The organism is Haloarcula rubra (assembly GCF_019599465.1).
Classification (GTDB): domain Archaea; phylum Halobacteriota; class Halobacteria; order Halobacteriales; family Haloarculaceae; genus Haloarcula; species Haloarcula rubra.
The window spans coordinates 1-20,975 of record NZ_RKLR01000006.1; the positions used below are offsets into that span (position 1 = coordinate 1).

The 20,975-nt window shown below is 60.5% G+C and carries 20 protein-coding genes and 5 pseudogenes; 10 read left to right on the forward strand and 15 right to left on the reverse strand.

Going from position 1 to position 20,975, the window contains the following annotated elements; translation table 11 throughout:
• On the forward strand, nucleotides 1–118 hold a 118-nt coding region (locus EGH21_RS14645), incomplete at its 5' end, for an integrase core domain-containing protein (RefSeq protein ID WP_220618984.1).
• Nucleotides 119–227: 109 nt separating this feature from the next.
• On the opposite strand, the gene EGH21_RS14650 is transcribed toward EGH21_RS14645, so the two are convergent.
• The 7 genes and pseudogenes from EGH21_RS14650 to EGH21_RS24050 all read right to left on the reverse strand — a co-directional run bounded on the left by EGH21_RS14650 (nucleotide 228) and on the right by EGH21_RS24050 (nucleotide 5,771).
• Nucleotides 228–1,052, reverse strand: coding sequence for a helix-turn-helix transcriptional regulator (locus tag EGH21_RS14650; protein ID WP_220619235.1), 825 nt, complete (start codon nucleotides 1,050–1,052; stop codon nucleotides 228–230).
• A gap of 115 nt (nucleotides 1,053–1,167) precedes the next feature.
• The gene (locus tag EGH21_RS24555; protein WP_328765664.1) at nucleotides 1,168–1,500 is read right to left on the reverse strand and encodes an outer membrane protein assembly factor BamB family protein; all 333 of its coding nucleotides are present in this window, start codon (nucleotides 1,498–1,500) and stop codon (nucleotides 1,168–1,170) included.
• A 21-nt stretch (nucleotides 1,501–1,521) separates the two neighbouring features.
• Nucleotides 1,522–2,214 (reverse strand): annotated as a pseudogene (locus tag EGH21_RS24560) (PQQ-binding-like beta-propeller repeat protein); the annotation flags it as partial.
• Between the two features lie 215 nt (nucleotides 2,215–2,429).
• On the reverse strand, nucleotides 2,430–2,993 hold the full coding sequence (locus EGH21_RS14660; RefSeq protein WP_236035565.1) for an exodeoxyribonuclease VII large subunit: 564 nt from the start codon (nucleotides 2,991–2,993) through the stop codon (nucleotides 2,430–2,432).
• A 74-nt stretch (nucleotides 2,994–3,067) separates the two neighbouring features.
• Nucleotides 3,068–3,235: a DNA-binding protein gene (locus EGH21_RS14665; RefSeq protein ID WP_004048632.1), complete on the reverse strand. Its 168-nt coding sequence runs from the start codon at nucleotides 3,233–3,235 to the stop codon at nucleotides 3,068–3,070.
• Nucleotides 3,236–3,339: 104 nt separating this feature from the next.
• On the reverse strand, nucleotides 3,340–5,355 hold the full coding sequence (locus EGH21_RS14670; RefSeq protein ID WP_236035579.1) for a heavy metal translocating P-type ATPase: 2,016 nt from the start codon (nucleotides 5,353–5,355) through the stop codon (nucleotides 3,340–3,342).
• A 194-nt stretch (nucleotides 5,356–5,549) separates the two neighbouring features.
• Nucleotides 5,550–5,771, reverse strand: coding sequence for a hypothetical protein (locus EGH21_RS24050; RefSeq protein ID WP_236035566.1), 222 nt, complete (start codon nucleotides 5,769–5,771; stop codon nucleotides 5,550–5,552).
• 222 nt (nucleotides 5,772–5,993) lie between these two features.
• On the opposite strand from EGH21_RS24050, the gene EGH21_RS14675 reads away from it, so the two are divergent.
• The 3 genes from EGH21_RS14675 to merB are packed head-to-tail and all read left to right on the forward strand — an operon-like array spanning nucleotide 5,994 to nucleotide 7,475.
• Complete coding sequence (locus tag EGH21_RS14675; protein WP_220619237.1) at nucleotides 5,994–6,365, forward strand: SHOCT domain-containing protein; 372 nt, start codon at nucleotides 5,994–5,996, stop codon at nucleotides 6,363–6,365.
• Nucleotides 6,366–6,379: 14 nt separating this feature from the next.
• Nucleotides 6,380–7,003, forward strand: a complete 624-nt coding sequence (locus EGH21_RS14680; protein ID WP_220619238.1) for a hypothetical protein — start codon at nucleotides 6,380–6,382, stop codon at nucleotides 7,001–7,003.
• Entirely contained in the window at nucleotides 6,951–7,475 is a 525-nt protein-coding gene (gene merB / locus EGH21_RS14685; RefSeq protein ID WP_220619239.1) for an organomercurial lyase, read from the forward strand. Before EGH21_RS14680 ends, merB begins: the two co-directional genes overlap by 53 nt.
• A gap of 154 nt (nucleotides 7,476–7,629) precedes the next feature.
• Here merB and EGH21_RS14690 read toward each other — a convergent pair.
• Nucleotides 7,630–8,148, reverse strand: a pseudogene (locus EGH21_RS14690) (site-specific integrase); the annotation flags it as partial.
• Nucleotides 8,149–8,213: 65 nt separating this feature from the next.
• Here EGH21_RS14690 and EGH21_RS14695 point away from each other — a divergent pair.
• Nucleotides 8,214–9,187 (forward strand): annotated as a pseudogene (locus EGH21_RS14695) (IS1595 family transposase); the annotation flags it as partial.
• Nucleotides 9,188–9,223: 36 nt separating this feature from the next.
• Here EGH21_RS14695 and EGH21_RS14700 read toward each other — a convergent pair.
• Nucleotides 9,224–9,772 (reverse strand): annotated as a pseudogene (locus EGH21_RS14700) (DUF8170 family protein).
• A gap of 128 nt (nucleotides 9,773–9,900) precedes the next feature.
• Between EGH21_RS14700 and EGH21_RS14705 the strand changes: the two are divergent.
• From EGH21_RS14705 to EGH21_RS14720, 4 genes are all read left to right on the forward strand, one after another.
• Nucleotides 9,901–10,308: a helix-turn-helix domain-containing protein gene (locus tag EGH21_RS14705; RefSeq protein ID WP_220619240.1), complete on the forward strand. Its 408-nt coding sequence runs from the start codon at nucleotides 9,901–9,903 to the stop codon at nucleotides 10,306–10,308.
• A gap of 809 nt (nucleotides 10,309–11,117) precedes the next feature.
• Nucleotides 11,118–11,435 carry a hypothetical protein gene (locus tag EGH21_RS24055; protein ID WP_236035568.1) on the forward strand — a complete coding sequence of 106 codons (318 nt, stop codon included), beginning with the start codon at nucleotides 11,118–11,120 and terminating at the stop codon, nucleotides 11,433–11,435.
• A 728-nt stretch (nucleotides 11,436–12,163) separates the two neighbouring features.
• Nucleotides 12,164–12,829 carry a helix-turn-helix domain-containing protein gene (locus EGH21_RS14715; protein WP_220619241.1) on the forward strand — a complete coding sequence of 222 codons (666 nt, stop codon included), beginning with the start codon at nucleotides 12,164–12,166 and terminating at the stop codon, nucleotides 12,827–12,829.
• A complete protein-coding gene (locus EGH21_RS14720; protein ID WP_220619242.1) occupies nucleotides 12,813–14,048 on the forward strand; it encodes an MFS transporter in 1,236 nt (411 codons plus the stop codon). The genes EGH21_RS14715 and EGH21_RS14720 overlap by 17 nt, the downstream gene beginning before the upstream one ends.
• 431 nt (nucleotides 14,049–14,479) lie before the next feature.
• On the opposite strand, the gene EGH21_RS14725 is transcribed toward EGH21_RS14720, so the two are convergent.
• The 4 genes from EGH21_RS14725 to EGH21_RS14740 form a co-directional block, all read right to left on the reverse strand.
• Nucleotides 14,480–15,853, reverse strand: a complete 1,374-nt coding sequence (locus tag EGH21_RS14725; protein WP_220619243.1) for a glycine cleavage T C-terminal barrel domain-containing protein — start codon at nucleotides 15,851–15,853, stop codon at nucleotides 14,480–14,482.
• Nucleotides 15,854–15,860: 7 nt separating this feature from the next.
• Nucleotides 15,861–16,010, reverse strand: coding sequence for a hypothetical protein (locus EGH21_RS14730; protein ID WP_220619244.1), 150 nt, complete (start codon nucleotides 16,008–16,010; stop codon nucleotides 15,861–15,863).
• A gap of 888 nt (nucleotides 16,011–16,898) precedes the next feature.
• Nucleotides 16,899–17,327 carry a DUF7970 domain-containing protein gene (locus EGH21_RS14735; RefSeq protein WP_220619245.1) on the reverse strand — a complete coding sequence of 143 codons (429 nt, stop codon included), beginning with the start codon at nucleotides 17,325–17,327 and terminating at the stop codon, nucleotides 16,899–16,901.
• A complete protein-coding gene (locus EGH21_RS14740) occupies nucleotides 17,324–18,163 on the reverse strand; it encodes a ParA family protein (RefSeq protein ID WP_220619246.1) in 840 nt (279 codons plus the stop codon). Before EGH21_RS14740 ends, EGH21_RS14735 begins: the two co-directional genes overlap by 4 nt.
• A 402-nt stretch (nucleotides 18,164–18,565) precedes the next feature.
• On the opposite strand from EGH21_RS14740, the gene EGH21_RS14745 reads away from it, so the two are divergent.
• Nucleotides 18,566–18,937, forward strand: a complete 372-nt coding sequence (locus tag EGH21_RS14745) for a DUF6788 family protein (protein WP_220619426.1) — start codon at nucleotides 18,566–18,568, stop codon at nucleotides 18,935–18,937.
• Between the two features lie 86 nt (nucleotides 18,938–19,023).
• Here the strand turns inward: EGH21_RS14745 and EGH21_RS14750 are convergent, their stop codons facing one another.
• The gene (locus EGH21_RS14750) at nucleotides 19,024–20,172 is read right to left on the reverse strand and encodes a tyrosine-type recombinase/integrase (protein WP_220619247.1); all 1,149 of its coding nucleotides are present in this window, start codon (nucleotides 20,170–20,172) and stop codon (nucleotides 19,024–19,026) included.
• A gap of 110 nt (nucleotides 20,173–20,282) precedes the next feature.
• Nucleotides 20,283–20,501 (reverse strand): annotated as a pseudogene (locus tag EGH21_RS24705) (hypothetical protein); the annotation flags it as partial.
• Nucleotides 20,502–20,975: the final 474 nt, after the last annotated feature.

Here is a 20,975-nt window from a genome sequence, read left to right on the forward strand (position 1 = left end):
GAGGGGCAGTCAATCCAGCGCGAAACAGTGGCTACGACGCTTCAGACACCACTACAACCACGAACGACCGAACCAGGCACTCGACGGCAAAACGCCAGGTGAGGTCATCCAGAACTAGACAGTGCCCCGCGGAGAGATATGTAAATGTCTTGTGAAAATTTTCATCCAATGAAGAAAGAGATAGAGTACCGACACATCTGGAATCTGCCGCCATCTAGAGATGTGCATTACGGGTGGATGTCCGACGACATCGGCGTTTCGAAGGCCTGCGGCTCGACTGGCCTCGCTTCATCGCGGACGCGCTCGAAGGTCGCGATGGCCCACTCTCGAGCTGCTGGGGCGTCCGTATCGATGACCGCTGTCAGGGCCCCAGTCTCCGGGTCATGGCAGCAAATGCCGGCGCGGTCGTCGACGATACCGAGCCCGCACCGGGTCCTGTCGGGGAGTGCGTCGTGGACGTATACGTGGCAGTGTTCACGAGAGGCGGCCTCCATGACTCGCTCTGGGTTCCAGGCGAGCGTCTGCTCGAGGGCGGTCGGCGAGTAGACGTACTCGAGTTCCATGCCATCAAGAACAGCCTGGCAGACCGCCTCGTTGTTGATGGACTTGAATACGATACTGTCGAATCCTCGCAGTCGCGTGGTCCCCTCGATGAGGTGGCTTAACCGCTCGATGGGCTCGTAGGGATAGCCCGGCCCAGGATAGGAGACTACCGCATCGGCGAAGCAGTCGACGGAGAATTCCTCCATCTCACGAGGGAGCCATTGCCAGACGTCGCGCAGTTTGCGTTCGATCGCCATCGCTTCCCGGAGCTCGAGGAAGCGTTCGGCCACGAACTCCCCCAGCGGTGTCAATTCGTAGTTCGGCCCGCTCCGTTCGATCCACCGTCGGTCCTCGAAATCGGTGAGAATCCGACTCATAGTCGGCGTTGAGGCCCCCGTCGCAGCGCGTAGCTCCCGTCGTTCGCGGACACCAGCCGTTAGTTCCTCCATGACACCAACGCGGTGGTTCGATCTGGTGAGAAAATCAATCTCGTCGAGGGCTGGATCCATGGTGTGAGTATGCGTAACACGATATTACGTATATCGGTTCACGTGACCGAGACGAATCGCCGTACGCTGTCAGTTCGTTCCTCGCCGCACCAGTACGGGATCGGCACCAGCGCACTCAGGGCCTTCGGAACCGGTAGAGGAGCTCGTCGTCACTGCCGACGAACGCGCTGTCGCCCGATACCGCCGGCGTCGAACGAATCGAGCCGGTGGTCTCGAAGCGCTCGACGACGGAGCCGTCCGCGGCGTTCACCGCGTACAGCCGCCTGTTCCCGGTCGCGAACACTGTGTCGTCGACGACGACGGGTGCCGTATCCACGACGGGAGCAGAGGAGGAGTCGATCGTGAGCGACCAGCGGCGGGTCCCGTTAGCGTCGAAAGCGTGGAGGAAGCCAGTGTATTCGGGGTCCTCGGTCTCCTCTTCGCTCCGTTCGATGCTCGTCGCGTACACCGAGTCCTCCGTGGCAGTGAGCGACCTGACGCGGTGCGTCTCGTCGGGCCACGGTGGCGCCCGTTCGCTCAGGTCGAACGCCCACCGGACCGACCCGTCGGCGCCGTTCAGCGCGTAGACAGACGAGTCGGAGACCTCTTGGCCGTAGTAGACGCCGTCGCTGTCGGCCGCCAACGAGGTCAGCTCCTGGTCCGTTTTCGTCGTCCAGATTTGAGATCCGTCGGTACGGTCCAACGCGAAGATCCGGCCAGTTCCCCTAGAGTTCCTCGCGACGTAGACGGAGTTACCGGCGACGACCGGCGGCGCCGCGACCTCCAGTGAGGGGCACACACCCAACTCGGCAGACGACCACCGGGTGTCTCCGGTCCCTGCGTCGATGGCCATGACATTTGCTCCGTTGGTTGGCGGCGCGATGTAGACAGTTCCGTCAACCGCAGTCCGAGCGAGGCGACCACCAACGTCCAGGGACCACTGGGTAGCGCCGGTTTGGACGTCGAAGCCCGAGAGGCCGTCGCTGATCGTGATCACCTGATCGCCGGCGGCGACGATGCCGAGTCCAGCAGTCGCACTCCCATCCAGGGTCTGCCACCGCGCTTCGCCACTCTGGACGTCGATCGCGTAGAAGGCGCCGGTCGTATCGGCTGCAAACACCGTAGAGTCGGCCACGGCGAGAGCCGACCGTACTGGTCCCGCCGCGTCGAAGCGCCAGCCAACCTCCGAATCCGACCGCGCCGATGAAGGAGCGCCGTGTGTGGTCCGGCATCAAGGAACACTGTCTAGTGTGAGTTGGATTATTATGTATCCGTTAAGATATACGAACCACTCCTGTACCATGTATCGCTAGACCGTGGCAAATGCCCTCAGTAGCTACTACACTGGCTGGGTTTGAAGATGGGTGCCGTTCGCGATGGACGTCGGCGCCTCCGCCCCTAGGCGGTTGCGTCCTTTACCAGGATGGCGACGGTAGGATCCTGTCCGTGGATTGCGTTCTGGATGTCGTACCGGGCGTCGCCCCGGAGCGAGGTCACGACACCGACCCGCTCCGGGAACGCCGGCGGGCGCTGTTTCTGCTCGTCGTCAAACCAGCCACGCTCTTCGAGTTCGCTTTGCAGCCGCTCGACAGCGGCTGCCTGGTCGCCGTCGCCGACAACGATCACCTCCCACGGCTTGAGGTCGATTTTCCCACCCTCAGTCCAGTAATCGATATCGCCTTCGAGGATGACCTCGGTCCCGTCCTCGAGTTCGGCGTCCATGTTCCGGTAGCGGTTCGCCCAGATCATGCAGGGGAGCTCGGCGTCGCCGTCAGTGAGGGTGAAATAGAGCGCCGTACTGTTCTGATGGAGATCCGTGACTTCGCCAATACAGCGGACACCGTCGAGAGCAGGCGCGTCCTCGACGACCGACGCAATCCGATCGTTCAGCTGTGACACGCTGAGGACTTCTCCTGCCTCAGGCTCGACCGCCTGCCGTTCAGTATCCGGTCCCTCCGCCATACACGTTTTCTAACTTCTGGGCAGGAACCTCAAAAAGCTACGTTCGAGCGACGGGTTGGCTGTGAGACCTCAGGCTATAGGTCGCGGGGCTGGACCGTCTTCCGGTCGTTGGCCTCAGCCCGCTCCGCGGCGTCGTCTAGCAGTTCGGCGACCTCTTCATTGAGGGCATCGTAGAAATCTGCCGAGACGTTGTGGTCCGAGAGTGCGTCCTTCACGGCTGCTTTGACGATTAGGTCAGACATTCCATCGCGGAGTTCTCTTGTCCACCATATAAAGGTTCGAAGATAACACGTAGAAATTCGGCCACGTAGTGCCAAATATGGGTCTTAGAACATCAGAGAGGCCCTCACCCAGCGGACTGTGAGTCAGTCGGGGGTGCTACACCCGGCAGGTCCGGGAGGGACAGATCGACACGTCGGAGCAACTGCGCGTTAATCGCAACGATCACCGTACTCAGCGACATCAGGAGCGCACCGACGGCGGGCGACAGGAGAATCCCGATCGGAGCAAGAACACCCGCTGCGAGCGGGATCGCGAACACGTTGTAGCCGGCGGCCCAGACGATGTTCTCCTGCATCTTCCGGTAACTCGCCTTGCTCAATTTCACGAGGCGAACGACGTCCATCGGATTGTTCTGCACGAGGATGACATCCGCTGACTGGACCGCAACGTCGGTGCCGCTGCCGATGGCGATCCCCACGTCCGCCCGTGTCAGTGCAGGCGCATCGTTCACGCCGTCGCCGACCATCCCGACGAGCTTCCCCTGATCCTGGAGTTCCTGCACTTTCTCGTCCTTGTCTTCGGGGAGGACCTCCGCGAACACCGTGTCGATGCCCAGTTCGTCGGCGACGGCGTCGGCGACATCCTGGGAGTCGCCAGTCAGCATCGCCACCTCGATGCCCAGCTCGTGGAGCGCGTCGACGACGGCGTAGCTTTCGTCGCGGATCACGTCTGCCATCGCGAACGCTGCTATCAACTCCCCTTCGCGAACGAGATACACCACTGTCTGGGCGTTCTGCCCAGCCGTCTCCGCGAAGCGCTCGAGATGGTCAGGTATCTCGCTGTCGAGTTGGGTCAAGAGGTTCGGTCCGCCGACGTACACCTCCTCTCCATCGACATTCGCGCGGACGCCCCTGCCCTTGATCGCCTCGAAGTCAGTCGCGTCAGGAGCGGATAGATCTCGCTCGTCGGCGGCCTCACGGATCGCTCGCGCGATCATGTGTTCGGAGTCGCTCTCGACAGCTGCCGCCAGTGCGAGCGCGTTGTCCTCATCAACGCCCTCGACGGTCGCCATATCCACGACACCGTGCTCGCCTTCGGTGAGCGTCCCCGTCTTGTCGAAGATGATGGCGTCCAGTTTCCGTGCGTCCTCCATCGCGATGCGGTCGCGGACGAGCATCCCATTACGCGCCGCCAGCGAGGTGTTGATCGCAACGACGAGCGGAATCGCAAGGCCGAGCGCGTGGGGGCAGGCGATAACCAGGACCGTCACCACGCGTTCGATGACGGTCGCGTCGAAGGTCGTCGCGACGGTCCAGGCAACGGCGGTTACGGCAGCCGCCCCGACGGCAACGTAGAACAGCCAGCCAGCTGCCCGGTCGGCTAAAACTTGTGTTCGCGATTTACTCTGCTGGGCCTCCTCAACGAGTCGCATGATGCCGGCCAGCGTCGTCTCTTCGCCGGTCGCACCGACGCGCACCCGGAGACTCCCGTCGCCATTGACTGTCCCACCGATGACCTCGTCGCCAGGCTCCTTTGAGACGGGCTTTGACTCGCCGGTGATCATCGCCTCGTTCACATCGGAGTCCCCTTCGTCGACGACGCCGTCGGCAGGGACGCTTGCTCCCGGGCGCACCAAGACGAGGTCACCTTCCTCGAGGTCGCTCACGGGGACCTCCTCAGTCTCACCGTCGTCGGTGATTCGTTCCGCGGTATCTGGCATCAGTTTCGCCAGTTCGTCGAGCGCGCTGGAGGCCCGTCGGACCGACCGCATCTCGATCCAGTGGCCCAGCAGCATGATGTCGATCAGCGTCACGAGCTCCCAGAAGAATGCCGACTGCGTGGGGAAGACGACACTCGCCAAGCTGTAGACGAACGCGACCGTGATGGCCATCGAAATAAGCGTCATCATCCCCGGCGAGCGGTCTCGCACTTCGGGGACAGCCATCTGCAGGAAGGGAACGCCACCGTATGCGAAGACGATCACCGCGAAGACGGGGTTAATCCACTCGCTGCCGGGAAACGTTGGGACGGTGAAGCCCAGCCATTCCTGGAGGGTCGGGCTGTAGAGCAGGACAGGAATCGAGAGGAGCGTGGAGACGAAGAAACGACGTCGAAACATCTGTTCGTGGCCTTCGTGCATCCCACCGTGGTCCCCCTTGTGGTGGTCGTGTTCACCAGAATCGGTACTGTGGTCGTGGTGTTCGTGCGTGGCAGACGAGTGGTTTGGAGGGGAATCAGAGTCCATCGTGAGACCTCACATCAGGTTACTCCCATAGCTACTCGGCCGGGTGTGAAATATCCCTGCGCCGATCGAGAGCACAGCAAGAAATTTGATTAACAGCAATCACTATCGTCGGGTGACCACGCACACGCATTCCCCGTAGTCAGCTCGTTCTCGTCGATATACGTCGAGAGACAGGCATAGTTGCAGAAGTACTCGGGTGAGCCACAGTCGTCGTCACAGTCGCGGACACAGATGGGGTTGTGATCGAAAATACGCGACCCACAGTACGTACACATCTCGTCCACATCAGGTGTTGCGACGGTCGTAGACATACCTCCACTAGGGGGAGAGCTACTGAAAGAGTTTCGTAGAGAGCTCGTTTGACGTATCAGCGACTTCGACCGGTCGCTGTTGCCTCTCTCCTTCGGTGGGAATCCGTAGTATGAATCCAATATTTCAAAAGTGTCACCACCTCTGAGCCTTGGTTTATAAGGAGAAACGAGCATCAAGTAGGAGGCCCTATATTCGACCGAGAACACTCTCAGGGGATAATTATGCCAACTACTTCAATCAACAACCAGCTCGTCACCGTCGTCTTGGTCGTCCTCGGTGCCCTGCTCATTCTCCCCGTCCTCTTCATGGGATTTGGGATGATGGGATTCGGCCCGATGATGGGTGGAATGTGGGGCGGTCATATGTGGGGTGACGGAACAGTCCCCGGATGGATGGTCCTCGTCGGACTACTGATGCAGCTGCTGTTCATCGCTGCTATCGTCGGCGCAGGGTACCTCATCTATCGCGCGGTGGCCACCTCCAATAGCGGGACTGATCAAGCCCTCGAGGAACTCCGGCTCGCCTACGCTCGTGGCAATCTCACGGACGAAGAGTACGAACAACGAAAAGAGGCACTCGAACGGGACTCCTAACTCGAAATCCAGCTATGGTCACCACCGGTGAGACAGCACCGTCACTTCCGGCGCCGGTAGAGCAATACACGACAGGTGGTCTCTACGGACTCCTGCTCGGCACCATCTTCTGTCTCGTTGCTCTCTTCACCAATCCCGTCCCGGACCCATCGTTCCCCTGGGCCACGCTTCCTCCATCGCTGAGACTCCCGCTCCAGCAGCCGAGAATCGAACACTGGCCGGTCACCTACACGGTCGGCATCTGGCTTTGGGTTTTCTGTTTTCCAGCCCTCTTCTTTGCGGGATATCGACGATACGGCGAATCGAATCGTGGGCCAGCGGTGTGGCTCGCTGGATTGCCAACGATCGCAATGCTGGGCTGGACTACGTACTGTCGGTTCTTCTGGCCGAAGCTCCATCCGCCGACTTGGAACGCCCCGGCCTACACGTTCGCTTGCTGGCTGTACTGTTCGACCTACGGCGCCGTCTGGAGCAACGTAGCCTACGTAATCGCGCTCCTCGGCGTCGTCGCCACGTTCCTCGCACTCCAGCGAACACGGCGGAGCGGGTACGCGCTCATGGGGTTCGGCATACTGGCACTACCACTTGGACTGCCGGCCCTTTACCAGGGATACCGTCAAGCACGGAGCAAAGCCTGATCTCGATCGATCATTCCTGAGATTGTGGATCGGTTTCGCCCGTTGTCTCTGTCACGATTCAGAGAATCGAGCGACGATCGACGGCGACACATACCATTTCCACTGTGTCCTCGACGCCCTCGTCGTTCCGTTCGTGATCGAGGCCGACAAACCAGTTTTAATCCGAAGCGAGAGCCCCGTCTCCGGGACCGTCATCGAAATCCGGGCCGGGCGAGACACGCTTATCGTCGAGCCGACAGACGCCGTGATGTCGTTCGGAGCGGCCATCGACTTCGATACACCGGATACCGACGAATTCGATCTGTCACTTGCTCACGAGCGGTTCTGTCCGTATGCGAACGCGTTCCCGACCGAAGCGGAGTACGAGAAGTGGGCCGCTCAGACCGATGCAGTCACCACGGCGTTCCCGATAGAAGTCGGCTATCAACTGGCCCGTCACGTCCCCGACTCAGACCTCCCGATGTCCACCTGAGATCCGGTGGTGATGAATGCACGTTGGCCTTGCCCTAGTTCCATACGAACGTACTCCAAGGAAGTCGTTACGTCCAGAAGTCAAAGGACATCGTAGCCACGCCATATTGACATCAAGACAAGCGTGACCGGGACAAGAATTCGCGGGACTTAGTTCATCCGTCAATTTCGTCGAGGGCCTCAGTCGCGATATCACCTAACTCACCGGCTTCGATGTGTGAGTAGCGTTCACGAACCAGCTTTTCTGAATTGTCGAGATACCGTGCTGCCACCGTGTACCCAAATGCCCGGAAAAGAACCTCACCCATCCCGCGGCGACCGCCGTGCGGTGCAAGATAGTCGTGTTTCGGATGGTCGATCTAGATCTCGGCGGAGGCGGTCAATTGCCGAAGGATCGACCGCGGCCCATCTGTCGTAATCGAGGGCGACCGAATGTCAGCATCAAGAGCCAGCAAGAGGTCACGGGCGTACTCGCCACGTCGCTCATCGACTTCATCAGGACGGAGTCCGCGGTCAGCGAGTTCTTCTCGGACGCGAGTTGCGAGCGTCCGCTGGTCGAACGTCGGAAACACCGGCCATCGCTCTGTCGGCGGATCCAATAGTTTTCGGTAGCTCCGTAGCGGCGGGATAACGGGGTCGGGGAGAGAGGCAGCGTCCCACTGCTGTTTTTTCCGATCGCTCTTATGCAAAGCTGCGGAAAGACCGTATAGTTACACTGATCCGACGCTAGTTTGGCGATATGTCTTCTGCTCAGCCAGCGTTCGGCGGGATGTTTCGGCAGCTGATTGAGCTGGGCGTTGTCGAAGTCAATACGGTGCCGCTCGATGCCCGCATCGAGCGGCGACTCAAGGAATTTTGGGAGATACGTCCTGTCCACGGTGCGGCCACCAGAGCATCGTGACCTGGAAAGAAATCGACCGAATCTAGTGCCGTGATTGCAATTTTAAGCCGGTTTTCACCTACGGAACGCCGTTCCACGAGAAGCACCTCTCCTGCGGTGAGGTGCTTCTCGCGTTCACGCTCTACGCCGATACGTTGCTCAGCATCAACCAGATCGCGCCGTTCCTCGGTCGGGCCTACAGAACCGTTCACGCGGCGATCCGTGAGGGGGAAGCCGCGGTTCAGCGTGTCTTCCCCGTCGTCTGGAGCCTCCTCGGCCAGACCATCGATGGGCCGACACAAGTCGACGAATCAGGCCAGGTCTGTTCGGGCTACAAAGGCCAAGAGCCGCCGCGGAACAGCCGTTCTCGCGGCGGCTCGTCCCAGTCTGGCCGCTCACGCTGGCGAGGACGTCACGGTGGTCAACTGACGCTCGTCGTGGCATCCCGCGACTCGCTTCGTGTGATCCGCGGCCAACTCGGTATCGACTACAGCGGCGATCTTGAACCAGTAATCCAGGAGGCTGAAGACCTCTCCCAGCCACTGGGAGAGGTCTGGACCGACGGACTCCAAGCCTACCGAAAGATGGAGCGTGACCACCGAACGGTCGTGCACAAAGAGACGTACGTATCGCCCGAGGGGGTCCACATTAACCAAGCTGAGTGCCTGTTTTCGCTCGTCCAGCCGTGGCTGCGGAAGTTCCGCGGCCTGTCCAAGCAGGGCTTGCAACAGGCCGCTCACACCTTCGGCATCGTTCGCTCACTCACTTTGGCTGGTGAATCCACCGATTCAATCGTTGATTGTCTCGTTATCGGGGCTTTCCGCAGTTCTACACAAGAGCCACGAGGCAGTCGCTTTCGCCTTCCGCCTTCACGGGAGGTCGTCTGTCACGTCGACGAGCTCCTCCTCGGTCTGCCAGCGATACAGTCGCCCCTCCTAGTCGAACAGCTCGAAGACGCCGTCCTGCATCCAGCCGAAGGGGTACTCCTCGTCCCCGTACACCCGCTTGAGGACGTGACTCTTCGCGAAGAACTCCGTCGTGCCGACGAGAAGCCCCTGCTCGACGAGAAAGTCACTCGGTTCCTTCTCGGCGACGCCAACGAGGTAGGTCACGATGTCGGCGATCAGGCAGAACTTCTGGATGCTGTTGTCCCACTCGCCACGGATGTCGACCATCCGGAAGGCGTAGGCGTCCTGCCGGCGGTTGAGGCGGTCGACCACGAGGTTCAACCGTCGAATCGGTTCCCGGTCGTAGTTCCCCAGCACGAAGTACGAGCGCTCATTTTCGTAGACGGGGGTCAGTTCGCTCAGTGCGTGGATGATCTCCTCGTTGTCCGCCAGCGAGATCTCTTCGTCGTCGAGTTGGTCCTTCGCACTGGTGAGGACTTCCTCGGGGACGGGCGGCTCTTCGTCGGACAAACACGATTCCTCTCAGCGTCGTGCGATATGGTTTATCGAGTAAATCACCAGCTTAGTCAGGTGTGGTTTACTCCAGAGTGGTTTACTCAAGGGTAAACTACTTGCCACCAGGCCGTGTATCGTGTCGTATGAGCACCGACCTGGGGACTGCTGATGGGATGGAATCCCGCGAACTCGTCCACTTCGTCACCCAACAGACGCGGTTCGCGCTGATCAACAACATCCTCCAGCACCCCGACCAGCTGCCCTCGATGTACGAACTCGAGGAGCTCAACCCCAGCGTGAGTGATGCCACCGTCTACAAGCATATCCAGAAACTCATCGACGCCGGCATCGTCAAGGAGGTCGCCCTGGACGACGACCAGCGCCGGCAGGGCTATCCCTGGAAGTTCTACGGCCTGACCGAAGAGGGTCGAAAGTTCCTGGAGGAGCATAACCTGCTCGCTGCGGAGGAGACGCTCCAGCAGATCTACGACACCATCGCCGATAAGCCCGAGAAGATGGTCAAGTACGAGAACGCGCCCCGTCCAGATTAGGAGTAGTTGTCAGAGCATAGGGAGCGATAGTCTGCCGTTAGTCCCGGAGGTTAGCCACTGACTGACCGACTTCACGGACGTAGCCGCTCCGCTCAAGATCAAATTCTTCGGCTACGAGTCGAGGTACATCGAAGGCACCGCCGTGAACGTCGCAGACGTGGAAAACGAGTGGGTATCCGCAACTCAACCCAACGCGAAGCGAACAGGGAAGCGACGACAGTGAGTATCGTCTCCGATTGACCTCCTCCTACGCGTGAACGCGGAGAATCCGACCACCGGATTTCCGCCAGGTGTGGCGTTCGAGGTTCCAACCCGCACTCAGAGTGAACCGGCGACACACCGGAGGAACTCTCGTTTGTCTCCCTCGTAGGGCTGTGGCCCGGCCAATGAGGCCCCATCGGAATCCGTGTCATCGCCGTGTGAACCACGGTTGGTTCACCACCCCTTGTGGTTCGGGGACGGCCTCTCACCGATTCCGTAGCAGTCCATGCTACACGGGGCCACAGCAAAATGATTTTGGTGGGAAATCCGGCTCGGCCACCGACGACGGCTGTTGCGCCAAGCCTACCGCTTGACCTCCGCCTGAGACGGAGGTATGCGCTATCGGTCTATATCACCTCGACCTAGAGGCAGTCCGACACGCGCCGCTGTACCCGTTCCGGTACTACCAGGCCTACACCGCGCTGCAAGACGCGGATGTCCAGGCACCGACGGTCGAGCAGTGGCTCGAAAACGCAATTGATGTCGCAGTCGAGACGGTACCTGGCGGATTCGGAGATACCTTTGTCGCGGTCGACCTGTCGGGATCGATGGATCATCCGTTGTCCGCGAACAGCACGCTCCGACTGAAGGAGATCGGTGCGTTGTTCGGTGCGATCCTGGCCGACCAGGGTGCCGACGTCGGCGGGTTCGGCGACGACTTCCAGACAGTTCCGATGCACGTCGACACGCCAGTACTGCAGCGCCAAGCGGCGGTGTTGGCGATCGACGAGGACGTCGGGAACTCGACGAACGGCTGGAAGGCGATCCCGACGAAGACGGCACCGATCCCGAGCACGATGCCACGTGCAAGACTCGCGCCCTCCGTGCAGCAACACGCTTCCCTCCTGCTCAGCCCTCGTCAGTAACGGTATGACCAAGACAGGGTGTGTATCGAGCAGTTGGGTACCGCCCTGTGGGTCCCTGATGGAGAGGCAGGATGAGCGTGTGGTCATCAGGTATTTGACACACTGGGTCGGAACGAAGATCGGGCGCGTCAGCACTCTCTCGCGGTAGTCCCTGTGGCGACGGTGGTCTCGGTTTTCGCCGCTCGCTAACCACACTGCAGTCACCTAGCGAAGTGGATCCGGAGTGAGGGATTCACGGAATCTTCCACACCGCATATAAAACGGTTATACGAATAAGCTACACGCCGATGCGGTTACAGGCCCTTCGTTCGGTTGCATGACAACGAGAACCCCTTCTGATGATCGAGCCAGGGCGACCGACTCGGACCTCTATCTCCCCGCCGGGGTCGCCCCACCGGTCGAAACCAGTTGACTTGAGCGTCTATGGGAACGGCTGTTCAATCACTGGGTAGAACCGCCGAGATAGAGCGGAATATCCGTAGATAACCGCCAGCAGAGCCATCCCTGCGCCACTCACCCGAACCGCACCGGTCCCGGAGACCTGGGGTAAACAGACGACTCCGACGTCGACCTCCTCACCTCGGCCCGGACTCCGGCGGTCACCGGTCTGGCGTCTCTCGGTCGAGGCGGGGTGTCGCTGGGCGGTAAGGCTGAAAGCTGGCACCGAACAGTGCAAAAACGACCGATTGCGAATAGTCATATACTCAAATCAGTCATATCACGAAACAATGAGCGATATAACGGCGGCTGTGCGTATCGAGCATCCCGACGTAGTGCTCACGAAGACAGTCGCTCACGACCCAACGTCGGACGTCAGGTCGGTGTCTGAAGCAGGGACCGACCCGACATCGGGTAAGTTCTTTTATCACGTAGAGTCGGCGGACTTCCAGCGGTTCGAGGACGGACTGCGGAACGATCACACCGTCGGAGAGTTCGAACGAGTAATCGAGACCAGAGAAGGGAAAGCGATCTACAGCTTCCAATATACGGACGAGGCGAAGATCTTCTCGCCGGTCGTCTCCACCGCAAACGGTGTCGTGCTCGATATGGAGAACGACGGGGACGTCTGGATATTCACAGTCTGGATGCCCGAGCGGACCCACTTGGCGGACCTCTGGGACAACGCACGGCGGGAGGAGATCGATATCGAGTTACTGCGCGTAAACGAGTACGCCGGTCTGGGTGACACCGACTCCGGATTGACCGACAGTCAACGGAAGGCACTCCTCGTCGCGTTCGAGGAGGGCTACTTCGAGGAACCGCGGAACGCGACACTCGGCGAGGTCGCCGCCGATCTGGACATCTCTCAGCCGGCGGCCGGCGGTCTCCTTCGACGTGGAATCAAGCGACTCATCGTCTCGTCGCTGATGGAGGACAGTGAACGAACCGACTGACGAGGGGACCCCCGCCGACGGTTCAGCGTGGCGCGGGACGACCATCACGACCGGGTGGCTGTTGCTCCTGTTTGTCGGTGCGTACCTGATCTCGCCGGCCAGCATCCTCCCGCTGGTGATGAGCGACCTCGGCATCACCGAGGCCACAGCAGCCGCACTCGTCTCGATGCCACAGGTCGCTGCAACGGTTATCGGTATCCCGGTCGGTATCTATCTCGACCGCGTTGAGACCCGCGCGACGGTTCCGGCTGCAGCGACGTTGCTCCTCATCGGCAGTACCGGCGACTGGTTCGCCGCGAGCGAGGGGAGCGTCTCGCTGTTGATCGGTTCGCGACTACTTGCCGGCGCCGGGATGTTCGTGCTGTGGGTGACGTGTATCAACGTCGCGGCGAGTACGTTTCGACCGAGCAGGCGGGCAACGGCGACGTCGGTGATTATCTCCGGCTATCCGGCAGGGTACGCGCTCGGACAGCTGGGTGCGCCACGCGTCGCCGCGGTCGTGGGCTGGCCGAAGGTGTTCCCGGCATTTGGCGTCGCGGTACTGGTGATGTCGGTCGCGTTCTACGTCGCCGTCGGGCGCGTAACGCGGTTCCAGCGGTCGACGGACCCAATGACGCCACTCGTTTTCAGGGGGGTGATCCGGAACCGGAACGTTTGGGCGGTCCTCGTCGTCACTGTTCTGGGCTACTCGCTATACATGGTGTTCAATTCGTGGATGCCGACGTACATCGCCCGACGGTTCGGCGTCTCGCTGGCGGAGAGTGGCACGTTCGTCGCACTGTTTCCCGCGGTCGGGATCCTCGCCCGGCCGATCGGGGGATGGCTCTCGGACGCGGTGCTCGGCCAGCGACGGAGGCCCGTCTTCGCCACCTCGTTCGTCGGAGCCACCGTACTCGCGGTCGCGATGTTCTACAGCACGACGATCATGGTGCTGGTCGCAATACTCGTTCTCGCAGGGGTGGTCGTCCAGCTACAGATCGGGCTCATGTACCAGTCGGTCCAAGAGTTCGTTGCGCCTCAGGCTGCCGGGACGGCCGTATCCCTGGCGAGCGTGGCCGGCTGGCTGGGGTCGTTCGTCGCACCGGTAGTGGCCGGAGAGCTGGTCACCACCACCGGAGTGGACGCCGTGCTGTTCGTGTTCGCGGTCGGCCTCGGTGTGGCCGGCGGCCTCACAGTCTGGCGGATGGCCGAGTCCGGCGAGTCTCCGGCACTGGCCTGATTACATCCCGCCATCCGACTGGGAATCGGTGACGGGTTCCGAGTACGTGCGTATCGGAATAGGCCGTCGGTTACCTGTCCCGGACGACCTATCCAGCTGCCAGTGACCGACTGGTCGAGGCTGAGTCTGTTGCCTGTCACCGGCAGAGTCGTGGGAACGTTCTGGTTCCGTCAGCTGTCACGAGCGATACGGAGCACCTGTTCAGCACGTCTGTCTCTGCTCGCTCGTCACCACATCTCTCGAACAGCGGGCCCGCCGCGGCCCGAAGACGTAAAACGGCCAGTCAGTCTCCGGGTCGACCGCGACCGAGGCCCAGCCGTGGTACAGGAGGTGCGTGCGGCCGATCGGCGAGATACCGACCGACACGTCGACTGGCTCTGTCAGGGGGTCGTCTCCGGTCTCGAGCGCTCCGCTGTGGCGAATTTCGAATCCTAAGACCCTGAATCGTCCATATCGTCCCGGGCGTGGATCTTGGCCTGCTCGCGAGCGCTGGGATTGACCGACTCCTTGAATGGGACCTTCGCCACCGTTGCGTAGACAGGCTCGCCGGCCTCCTCGGCGTACTCGTCCGGGAGATGGACTTCGAATTCCACGTCGACGTCTGCGTCGTATATCGAGTCGTCGAGCGGCACGTCGGTGGCGGCCTGTAGCTTCGCCGCCGGCACGAACCCGAGGCCGATGTTGGTATCGAGTTCCGGGTTCCACCACGCTGACGTCAGGTAGCCACACTCCTCGCCGGTCTCCGGATCCGAGACGATCCAGAAGTCGGAGGCGTAGTCCCGGATCGGTTCGCCAGCCATCTTCAGGCCGACCAGTTTGTGCGTGAACGGGAACTCGCCGTTCTCGATAGCTTCTTGCTGTCTTTCGAGTTCGGTCTTCCCGATGTAATCGGCGTCCTTGTCGTCGGGAACCTGATAGCCGAGGTTCACCTGGAACGGCGACGTCTCCTGGTCCATGTCCTGTCCCAGCGACATGATGCCAGCGGCGATACGTCGCTGATGGGAGATCCCCGTCGTCGTACCGCCGTGGGCTTCGACCGCCTCGAGGACCGGGTTCCACACCGCTTCGGCGTTCGTCGTCGCCTCACGGACGTATATCTCGAATCCCGCCTCTCCCGAGAAGCCGGTCTGACTCACCAGTACCGGGATGTCGTTGACCGTGGCTTCCATCAGTCCGTAGTACGGGATGTCTTCGACCACGTCCCCGATGAGCGACTCCATCACGGCGGGCGATTTCGGGCCCTGAACCTGCATCGGCGAGACGTCGATCTCGTCGATGTCGACCTCGAACTCGGAGTTGACGGTGACACCTTGCAGCCACTGTTTCAGGTCGCCGTCTGCGATGGAGAACCAGAACTCGTCGTCTGCGAGGCGCAACAGGACGAAGTCGTTGAGAATCCCGCCGTCTTGGTCACAGCAGATGGCGTACTTCCCACGCATCGGCTCGATCTCGGTCGCGTCTCGCGTGATGACGTAGTTGACGAACGCCTCGGCATCGGGTCCCTTGACACGGGTCTGACGCTCGACGGCGACGTCCATCAGCGTCACCTCGTTGACGAGCAAGTCGTACTCGGCGTCCAGCCCGCCCTCGTCGGGGTCGATGTACGACCGTGGGTGGTACATGTGGTTGTACACCGTCGCCTGCCGACACCCCGCCTCGATGGAGAGATGCCAGAACGGTGACTGCCGGACTCGGGTGGAGATCAGGAGGTCGACGTCCGCGTCCCCCGTCTGCCGGAGATTTCTGGGGATGGTACGATCCGATTGGTCGACATCGGGGTGGTTCGGATGGTGATTACTCGTCATGGTCGGTCTATTCCGGTAGTCCAGCGCGCTCGCCGAACAGCGCCGTCCAGGTACGCCTGAGTCGACTGGCGTCGGCCGTCGTGATACCGCCGTCGGGGTGATGGGTACGTGCTATCGCAGTTCTGGCTCGGTCGCCGGTACTGTGTTGCGGTGTCATACCATCGACTAGCACAGCCGTGATGGTAATCGGTCTGTGTCTTATTCGCTTAACACGCTTATATAGCGGTGAGCGATTCCGTGTCCTCTTGACCCGTCCATCGCTCGCTCGATGCGGTCAAGACAGCGAGGAGAGGATATGTCACCCACCAACGGGTGGTCCCGACTGCTGCATACGCGCTGTGTATCTCGAACGCCCTTTCTGACAACCCTCGAGCAAGTCTGCTGCAAAACTATGGATTGATTTGCTAATCGCTATCAGTGGCTGTGCGAGTTGGTCTCCGGGATCGAGTACGTCGACGGCGACACGACTGCCGACCGCTGACGTCGTTGCTCGGTTTACTCATCTAGAGAGAAAATCTAATTGGCACCGACCGATAGCCGCTGGTGCGGACATTGTCAGAGCCCTACTCTCAGATGTCCGCGTTCCACAGCACCCCAACCCCTCACGGCGTCGGGTGTTTCAGCCCGACGTTCACGTCGCGAAGTCGCCCAGTCCGTGCAGGTCTCGATGGAGGGAGGTGCGGTCGAAGTCCCGGATAACGGCCACGCGGTTCCGTGGCTTCCTCGACCGGCGGGTGAGCGCACTCCTGTAGCAGTCGCCCAGCGGGTTAGCTCGTCGATAGAGACATCTTCAAACTATATTTCCTTTTTGCCGTCGTTCGAGGTGCTGATCCCCGGAATCTCCTGACTCGTCACCTTCTGGCGCCGACGTAATCGGTCAGATCGGACTTTGACCCCTCGAGAGGAGAGAACTGGCCAGATTCCATGCACAACTTCGGGGTTATTCGCAACTACAGCACTGTACGATACGTATAGCACTCAAGAGTTTATGAGGAGGAGAGTAGATGATCCGATACTCCCATCTGCAACAGGTTGAGAGCCTAAGCTAGCTGTTCTTCATTCCGTAGCCCCACCGACGAAGGACGGCCGCAGGTGTCGACCCTTCTGCGCCGGCAACGAGCAACGCTTCCACGACGTCGGTCTTGTAGACGTCCTCGTCGAATTCGGTCTCCATCTCGTCGACAGTGTCTTCGATGAGGTCTTCGGTGGTCTCCTGCAGGAACATCGGCTGTTGCGTTCTGGCCTCCTTGACGCTGTCACGGCGATATTTGTACGGAAGCTCCGAGACAGTATCCACCGACCTTCCGCGGTCTGTGTCGGGCGTTGTCGCCGTAGACTGGCCGATGTCGCTGGCGGGGCGAGAATCGGCGCTGATTTCGGTGCCGGACGACGACTCAACGTGCTCGTCTGCCGGTTCCTCGTCGTCCTCGGCCGGGTCGTCGGCGAACGGGTCGTCACCGGTGCCGGACTTCATGCTGTCGCCTCCACGGTCCCGTGCAGTTCTCTACTCAGGGATCGGAGCTTCTCCAGCGTCTCGAGTTCGTAGTCCCGCTCTCGATTCCGGTGTTCCTCGATGTACTTGAACGCTGAGCACTGCTGGCGCCAACACCCCTCGAACAGTGACCCCCGCTCGTTCAGCACCACTGGGACGTCGTACCCCTTGTTCCGAATCTCCTCGAGCATATCCCGCTGGTCGTTCGTCCCCGAGAAGTTGTTCGGGACGATGGCGAGTACGCCGACATTGATGCCGAGGTTCTCTTCGAGTCCGGGGACGAGGTCTTCGAGCCCGTGGACGCTCTTGAAGCCCTTACCGCTGGGTTCGAACGGGACAACCAGCGAGCGCGTGGCGTGGATCGCGTTGTAGAGTTTGACGTCGGCCGTCGCGGGTGGATCGATGATGAGCGTGTCGTAGCGGTCCTGAACGTCGTTCTCTCGGAGCACCCGCAGCAACTGGACGTTCCGGTTCCAGTTCTCACCGAAGTCGTTGGCCTCCTCCTCACGCCGTTGGAGATGTTTCCCCAGCATCGAGAGGCTGTTGTGGGCGGGAATGACGTCGACGCCCTCGCTCGTCTCGATAAGGTCGTCGAACTCCCCACGGGGACGCTCGACGAGGTGCCGAACGAGCGAATCTGCCGAACTGTCGTCTCGGTCGTCGTCGACGTCGAGCAAGTACGAGAGGGAGGCCTCCTGAGGGTCGAGGTCGATGACGAGAACGTCGCGTCCATCGCGGGCGTCGGCGACAGCCAAACTCGCTGCGAGTGTCGATTTTCCGACGCCGCCAGCTTCGGAATACGTCGTGAAGGCCAGCATAGCAGTACCGTTAGACCGACGGACTATAAAACTCAGTCAGACGGTATAGCTACATAAAATAGCCGTACGGTATAGCTATACCATATATCTAGATAGTTTAGCCAAGCTTTCTGGCTAAACAATACAGCTGCATTGTATATCTGAATAGTATGGCTGTTAGGTGTCGCTGGATAGAATACCCAGACAGCCCAGCCAAACGTTGTAGCTGAGGCAGTCAGTCCAACTTGTTAGCTCGGAGAGCTTAGTAGATCGGCCAAATGGCACAGTCAACTGGGTGTGTCAGTGGGACCGAGAAGCTGGTTCGGTGGCAGACCACTGCTCTCGTAGTGGGTAGTCTAGTAGCGCGTCACGGAACCCGACGGGGCTAAACCGCTAAGTGGGTGCGACGGAACAGTTAGTGCAATGGGGGATAGAGACCGAGCGCTCGAAGCGCGAGGCCGGTTGCGGGACATCGACGTCGACCAGCTGGAAGGGGACGACGTCCGAAAGAGCCACCGTGAAGCAGTTCGGGCGGTTGAACGGTTGATAGAGCAGTTATCGGGAGACACGGACAGAGAGGAACACAACGAGCAACCACGGTCGAAACCGGATAGTTGGGAAGACGAGGAGACGTGGGAGGAAGCGCTGGAATCGGCCCACGAGAAAGCGGGAATCGGTCGCTCCAAGGGGACGATAACGACGAAGACTATCGACGAACGCGAGTACTACTATCTCCAGTGGCGCGACGGCGATGCAGTCAAAAGTCAATACATCGGCCCGGTGAACCCGGCCTAAGCGGTCCGGAGTCACACGAGAATACTGTCCACGAAAGAACTCTCCGGCGGACCAACACGCGCAGTATACCGCTCAGTAGCGCACGGCTACCCATCCCGGTTGCTGTCGTGGTTTTCGAAGGCGTCGCCCGTCACGTCTGCGAGTTCACTGGCCTCGATGTGGGAGTACATCTGCGAGGTAGTGCCCGGGTCTTCGTGCCTGAGTGCCCGTTGAGCGGCCTCGAAGCCGACGTTTCGGTAGAGAAACTCCCCGACGCCGCGTCGGGCCCCGTGTGGGGTCAGATACTCTTTATCGCCTTCGACAGTGATGTTTCCGTCCTCACAGAGCCGCTTGAGAACGTTTCGAACGCCGTTGACGGATATCGAAGGGGGTCGAGCGTCCGACGCACGTACGGTGTCGAGTACGTCTTCCTCGACCGTCACGTTGTCCGGAATTTGGGCATGGAGCGACGGGGCGTGGAGCGTCGGAAACACCGGCCAAGAGTCGACTGGTGGGTCGAGAATACGCTCCCACTGTTCGATAGCGGGATGCGCTTGCTCTGGAAGGGGGACGTGTTCTCGTTGCTGATCCTTCCCGAGGACCTGAATCCTGTTGTCTGCGAGGTCCACGTCGCTCCACGTGATGCCGTTGCGACGTCGGTCACGGCTATCGCGGACCAGTTCGCCCACGCGAGCGCCCGTGTACGCGAGAATGTACACTAACGCCCGGTCACGGGCCGCCGTGCGGGCCTCGAGACCCACCTCGTCGATGGCCTCGCGGGCCCGTTCGTCGGCGAAGGCACACAGTTCGCGCCGTTCGGCCGGCGACCAGAACTGCTGGGTGTCGGTCTCGCCGAGGCTCCGCTCCGGTAGCTTGTCGGTCACCCGTTCTACGATAGCGGGGTTGTCACTGATCCACTCCCACTTCTGGCAGTGCGTGAGGAATGCACGGACTAACGAGTAGTACTGCTGGGCCGTGCGACCGGTGATGCCCGCCTCTCCCTGGGGGTCGGCGGCTCGAGCCTGTGCACGTCTGGCGAGGTAGTCGGCGTAGCTCTCCATGTGACGAGGTTCGACTTCGTCGACGTACTCGACGCGGTCACAGTGCTGGTCGGCCCACTTTCGCACGACGCGGCCGGCCATGTCGGCGTAATTCCCGGAACCGTCGAGTTTCTCCTTGTCGGCGACGAAGTGGTCGATGGCCGTCGAGAGGGGCTGTCGCCCGTCAGTCGACGGCGGCTGGTCGGGCTGTACCATTCGTACCCACCGTACGGCGTGGGGGCTAGTAAAACCAGTACACATTACTTGATTAATGCACAGTAAGCTTATTTCCCCCATAATCGCAAGACAGCGGTTGATTTTGTTTGTTATAAATTACATACCGCTATACAGAATGATCTCGTTGTCTTCCCCACCACGAGTTCGGTACACTCACCTGTAGTCAACACGGGCGCGTAGTCCATCTCGTCGTCGACGCCCGCTTTGAGCAGGAAGTCCGTGAGCCGCCAGATATTGTACAGCAGCACCGCGAACACGAAGTAGAACAACCGCACGCGGTAGTCCTTCGAGAATGTTATCGAGATGAATTTCGTCATCGAGGACGGCGTCGGGACGGCAGTGGCGCTGGATAGCGATGCGTTTGGTGATACCCACGGGCTGGTGGCTGATGCCAGAGAGATTGCCATCCAAGAGCGCAGAGAGGCGATCGGGAACAACGGTAACTGAACGTGGTTCGTCTCATCACCGACACGAATTCCGAACACGAGTTTGCAGCCGTGTGTATCCGGGAGACCGGTCTGTATCTCTGTTACGACGATGAGCCCACTGAAGCCAGCACCCCGGACACGATATTCACAGCGAACAGTGTCGAGCAAGTCCACCCAGACGAGACCGTCGACGAAGTGCCTCGGCTTATCGACGTCGAAGGTGACGACTCGACTGGTGTCCCGGTCGATAAAATGAAACCCATGCGCGATAGCCGCGTTGTCGTCGACTGTTGGGTCCGATAACGCCCTCGGCCACTAGTACGAAGCGAGTCCGGTCTCTGTACCGCGCGATTT